The organism is Corynebacterium sp. HMSC05D03 (assembly GCF_001807205.1).
Classification (GTDB): domain Bacteria; phylum Actinomycetota; class Actinomycetes; order Mycobacteriales; family Mycobacteriaceae; genus Corynebacterium; species Corynebacterium aurimucosum.
Genome location: NZ_KV788183.1, coordinates 1 through 4,053, shown reverse-complemented (window position 1 = coordinate 4,053; position 4,053 = coordinate 1). Strand labels below are relative to the sequence as shown.

The 4,053-nt window shown below is 62.3% G+C and carries 3 protein-coding genes; 1 reads left to right on the top strand and 2 read right to left on the bottom strand.

What is annotated here, in order from left to right; translation table 11 throughout:
• Positions 1-293: 293 nt before the first annotated feature.
• Positions 294-2,834, bottom strand: a complete 2,541-nt coding sequence (gene pepN / locus HMPREF3147_RS09455; RefSeq protein ID WP_070446971.1) for an aminopeptidase N — start codon at positions 2,832-2,834, stop codon at positions 294-296.
• 101 nt (positions 2,835-2,935) lie between these two features.
• On the opposite strand from pepN, the gene HMPREF3147_RS09450 reads away from it, so the two are divergent.
• Entirely contained in the window at positions 2,936-3,550 is a 615-nt protein-coding gene (locus HMPREF3147_RS09450; protein ID WP_070446969.1) for a mycothiol-dependent nitroreductase Rv2466c family protein, read from the top strand.
• Here HMPREF3147_RS09450 and HMPREF3147_RS09445 read toward each other — a convergent pair.
• Entirely contained in the window at positions 3,547-3,924 is a 378-nt protein-coding gene (locus HMPREF3147_RS09445; protein ID WP_210384591.1) for an MFS transporter, read from the bottom strand. The genes HMPREF3147_RS09450 and HMPREF3147_RS09445 overlap by 4 nt on opposite strands.
• Positions 3,925-4,053: the final 129 nt, after the last annotated feature.

Sequence of the window (4,053 nt, the reverse complement as noted above, 5' to 3'; positions counted from 1 at the left end):
CGAAGGCGGAGGTAGGTTTCGATATCCCCCATGGCCACAGAGACTAAAACAGCACTAGCAACCCCGCAACCGGAGGAAGAAAATTCCTGGATAGAGGGGTGCGTCACGGGTAACGGGAGGAAGGTTGGCCACAGGCGTGGCTAACGCTGACAAACGGTAGGGAACGGGATTGGCTGGGTGAATGGTGGCTGCGGACAGGGATTGGCTGGGTGAACGGTGGCGGCGGACAGGGGGAGGAGGAACTGGAGCACAAGCCCCTCAGGTGAGGGGGCTTGATGCGTATGCTCTGGGGACTAGCCGCGGTCAATGGCGCGGTTGCGCAGGGCGCGGGCGAGGCGGTCGCGCTGCTCGGTGACTGCGCGGCGCAGGCCACCGGCTAGGTCGCGGGAGAGGAACTCGTCGGCGCGGTCGAGGGTCTCCTGGCTGACATCCCAGCGCGGGAACAACCCGGTTACCGTGGTCAGGGCAATCTCGTTGGATTGCGCGGACCAGATCTTTTCCGCCACGTCAAAGAACTCAGCGCTCGGCAGGAGCTCGTCGGAGCCTACGAACGCCAGGCCCGCTAGCTTGGATTCCAAGTCGCGGTTGCCCAGTTCACCGGCGACAATCTCGTCCCACACCGCGCGCTTGTTGTCCTCGGTATTAACCGCAGCCAACGCCTTAAGCGAGGCCTGGTAGCCCGTCGCGGTGTTATCGCGCTTGAGTTCCTCAGCCACCGCCGTCAGGGCGGCGCCGGCGGCTTCGGGCCCGGTGACGTCGGCAAGCGAGCCATCAGCAATGAGCGCGGTGAGCGCCTTCCAGCGCAGGCCCGCATCCGAGGAGTTCTCAAGAAGGTCCTGGAAGAAGGCGCGGGAGGCGTCGTGAAGCTTAATGCCGGCCAGCGCCTGGGTGAAGACGATGGAGCGCTCGGCGTCATCGGAGCGGGCGCCCGCCAGGAGGGCGTCAGCAAGCTGTGTGTCCTCCTTAGCCCACTCCGGGTCGGCGTAGGTGGACTGCGCGGTGGCGGCCTGGGAGAGGATACGCTCGAGCACGGCGAGCTCGGTTTCGGCCTCAGCACCACGGGCCACCAGTGCCACGAAGTCGCGGGCGCGCATCGAACCCGCACGGGTCATCTCCCACGCGGTGGACCAGCACAAAGTGCGGGCCATAGGATCCTCGAACTTCTCGATATTCTCCAACAAGAACTGCAAACAACCCGCATCCAGATCGATGAGGCAGTAGGTCAGGTCATCGTCGTTGGGAAGGACGAAGGGGACGTCGGAAAGCGCGCGGCCCTCAAGCTCCGGAATCTCAGTGGAGGAGCCGTCGATATCCATCTCGATGCGCTCGGTCCGCACCACCTTCTCACCCTGCAAGGCATAGACGCCGACAGCGACGCGGTGCGTGCGCAGGGTATCACCACGCTGGGTGAGGTAGGCCTGCGTGATGGTGCCGGACTCGTCCGTACCCAACGCCACGCCCAGCGTGTTTACGCCCGTGGTCTTGAGCCACTGCTGTGCCCAGAAGGACAGGTCACGCCCTGAGGCCTCCTCCAAGTGGCGCAGCAGATCCCCGAAGGTGGCGTTCGACCACTGGTGTTCCTGGAAGTGGCGGCGCACGCCGGCGAAGAAGTTCTCACGGCCCACATAGGCTTGCAGCTGCTTGAGCACCGACGCCCCCTTGGCGTAGGTGATGCCGTCGAAGTTCTGCTCCACGGTCTCAATGTCAGAAGCGTCCGTGGAAATCGGGTGCGTGGTGGGCAGCTGATCTTGCTGGTAGGCCCAAGCTTTCTCGACGTTGGCAAAGGTCACCCACGCGGTGTCGTACTGAGTTTCCTCCGCCTGGGAAATCGCCGCGGACCAGGTAGCGAAGGATTCGTTGAGCCACAGGTCATCCCACCACTGCATGGTCACCAGGTCACCGAACCACATGTGCGCCAGCTCGTGCAGGATGGTGTCCGCGCGGCGCTCGTACTTGTAGTGCGAGGCCTGAGACGTAAAGACGTACTCGTCACGGATGGTCACGCAGCCGGCGTTCTCCATCGCACCGGCGTTAAACTCCGGCACGAAGATTTGGTCATATTTGCCAAAGGGGTAGGCAAAGCCGAAGTTGCGGTGATAGAAATCAAAGCCCTGCTTAGTCTCGGTGAAGAGGCGCTCCGCGTCGAGTGAATCCAGCAGTGACGGGCGGCAGTAAATCCCCAGCGGCACCTCAACGGTTTGTGCCGGCGAGCCCTCCGGGTGCTCCGCCAACGTTCCGGTCCACGTATCCGTCACACCAACGTACGGGCCCGCGCACAGCGCAATCAAGTAGGTCGACAGCGGGTAATCCACCGCCGCGCGCACGGTATTGCCCGAACGCGTGATGGGGGAGTTTGTAATCACCGTCCAGTGCTCTGGGACCTCGAAGGCCAATGAATAGGTTGCCTTCAGATCCGGCTGGTCAAAGCAGGCGAAGACACGCTTGGCGTCGGCAGTCTCGAACTGGGTGTAGAGGTAGGCCTCACCATCCACCGGGTCGATAAAGCGGTGCAGGCCCTCGCCGGTGCGGGAGTAACGAATCTTCGCCACGACCTTGAGCTCATACTCCGCCACCTGCAAACCCGAGAGTGGGATGCCGTACGTCGGGTCATAAGCGCTGGTGGGCAACGGCGCACCATTGAGGCGGACCTCGAGAAGCTCGTCACCGCGCAGGTCAATAAACGTCGAACTAGCTTCCTTCACCCGGAATTTCACCACCGTGGTGGAGGTGAAGAACTCTTCCCCGGTGAGGTCGAGGGCGACGTCGTAGTGGCTTACCTCCACCATGTCGGAACGCTGCTGGGCTTCCTCGCGGGTGAGGTTAATCGAGGTCATGTACTGTCTCTCCTCTTTCTCGGTACCTTAAGTCTCTGCACCAGCGTAGTCACACGCCTAGGGTGGGGTGCCAAAGCCCACACAAACAAAGGAGATTTACCGTGGCTCAACAAGTGACGTTCTGGTTCGACTGCTCTTGCCCCTTCGCGTGGTTGACCTCGCGTTGGATTAAGGAAGTGGAGAAGGTCCGCGATATTGAGGTCACCTTCCAGCCGATGTCACTCTCCGTGCTCAACAAGGGCCGCGACCTCGATCCGGAGTACATGAAGATGATGGAGGCCAACTGGGGCCCTGCCCGCGTGGCGGCCAAGATTGCCGTGGAGGCCCCGGAGAAGGTCGATGCCTTCTACACCGCGATGGGCACCCGCATCCACACCGAGGGCCAGGGCGGCAAGAAGGGGTACGGCGCTTATGACGGCATCATCAAGCAGGCGCTTGACGACGCCTCCCTCCCCGCCGACTTCGCCTCCGTGGCCAACACCGAGGAGATGGATGAGAAGCTGACCGAGTTCCACAACCGTGGCATTTCCGAGGTCGGCGACGAGGTCGGTACCCCAGTGGTGAAGTTCGGCGATACCGCCTTCTTCGGCCCAGTCATCACGCGCGTTCCCACCGGCGAGGAAGCCGGCGAGCTTTTCGACGCCTCCGTGCGCCTCGCCCAGTTCCCCTACTTCTTCGAGCTCAAGCGCTCCCGCACGGAAGCCCCGCAGGTTTAGCGAGTTCGATTCTGCGTCGCTGCGACGACGACGCAGATGAGGACCACCGGGCTAAGCGCGAAGGCGGGCAGCCCGGCAATGTTGATGATTGGGAGGGAGGCTTGCGCTCGAAATTCCTCCCACGCGGCGACTACCCACGTAGCCCATGAAGCGCCTGCGAGGAGTGCAAGCACACCGGCGGTGATCCCAGCTGCACGGTGTGGCTTCTGTGCTATCCACCAAGCGCCCACCCCGAGGTGAGCCACGGTCATCACGATCGCCATGACCAGGGGCAGGAGGAAGCTGCGTTCCGTGAAGAAATTTGCGGCAAACAAGCCGGCGCCGATGAGAAAAGCTATGAGGTATAAGGCGGCCACGCGTCGTGTCATGGGCATGGAAAATCTCCTCTTTTGAGCGGGCGGCACCGAGCGTAGCAAACGCACGTTATTAATGGCAGGGCTCAGCGGGCAGTCGCCCTGCCCGCTAAGATTGTTATGTCCATAGGGTTTTTGGACATGGAGTCC

Excerpts from the sequence above, each read along its gene's own strand:
- pepN (WP_070446971.1), bottom strand. The coding sequence starts at position 2,834 with ATGACCTCGATTAACCTCACCCGCGAGGAAGCCCAGCAGCGTTCCGAC.
- HMPREF3147_RS09445 (WP_210384591.1), bottom strand. The coding sequence starts at position 3,924 with ATGCCCATGACACGACGCGTGGCCGCCTTATACCTCATAGCTTTTCTC.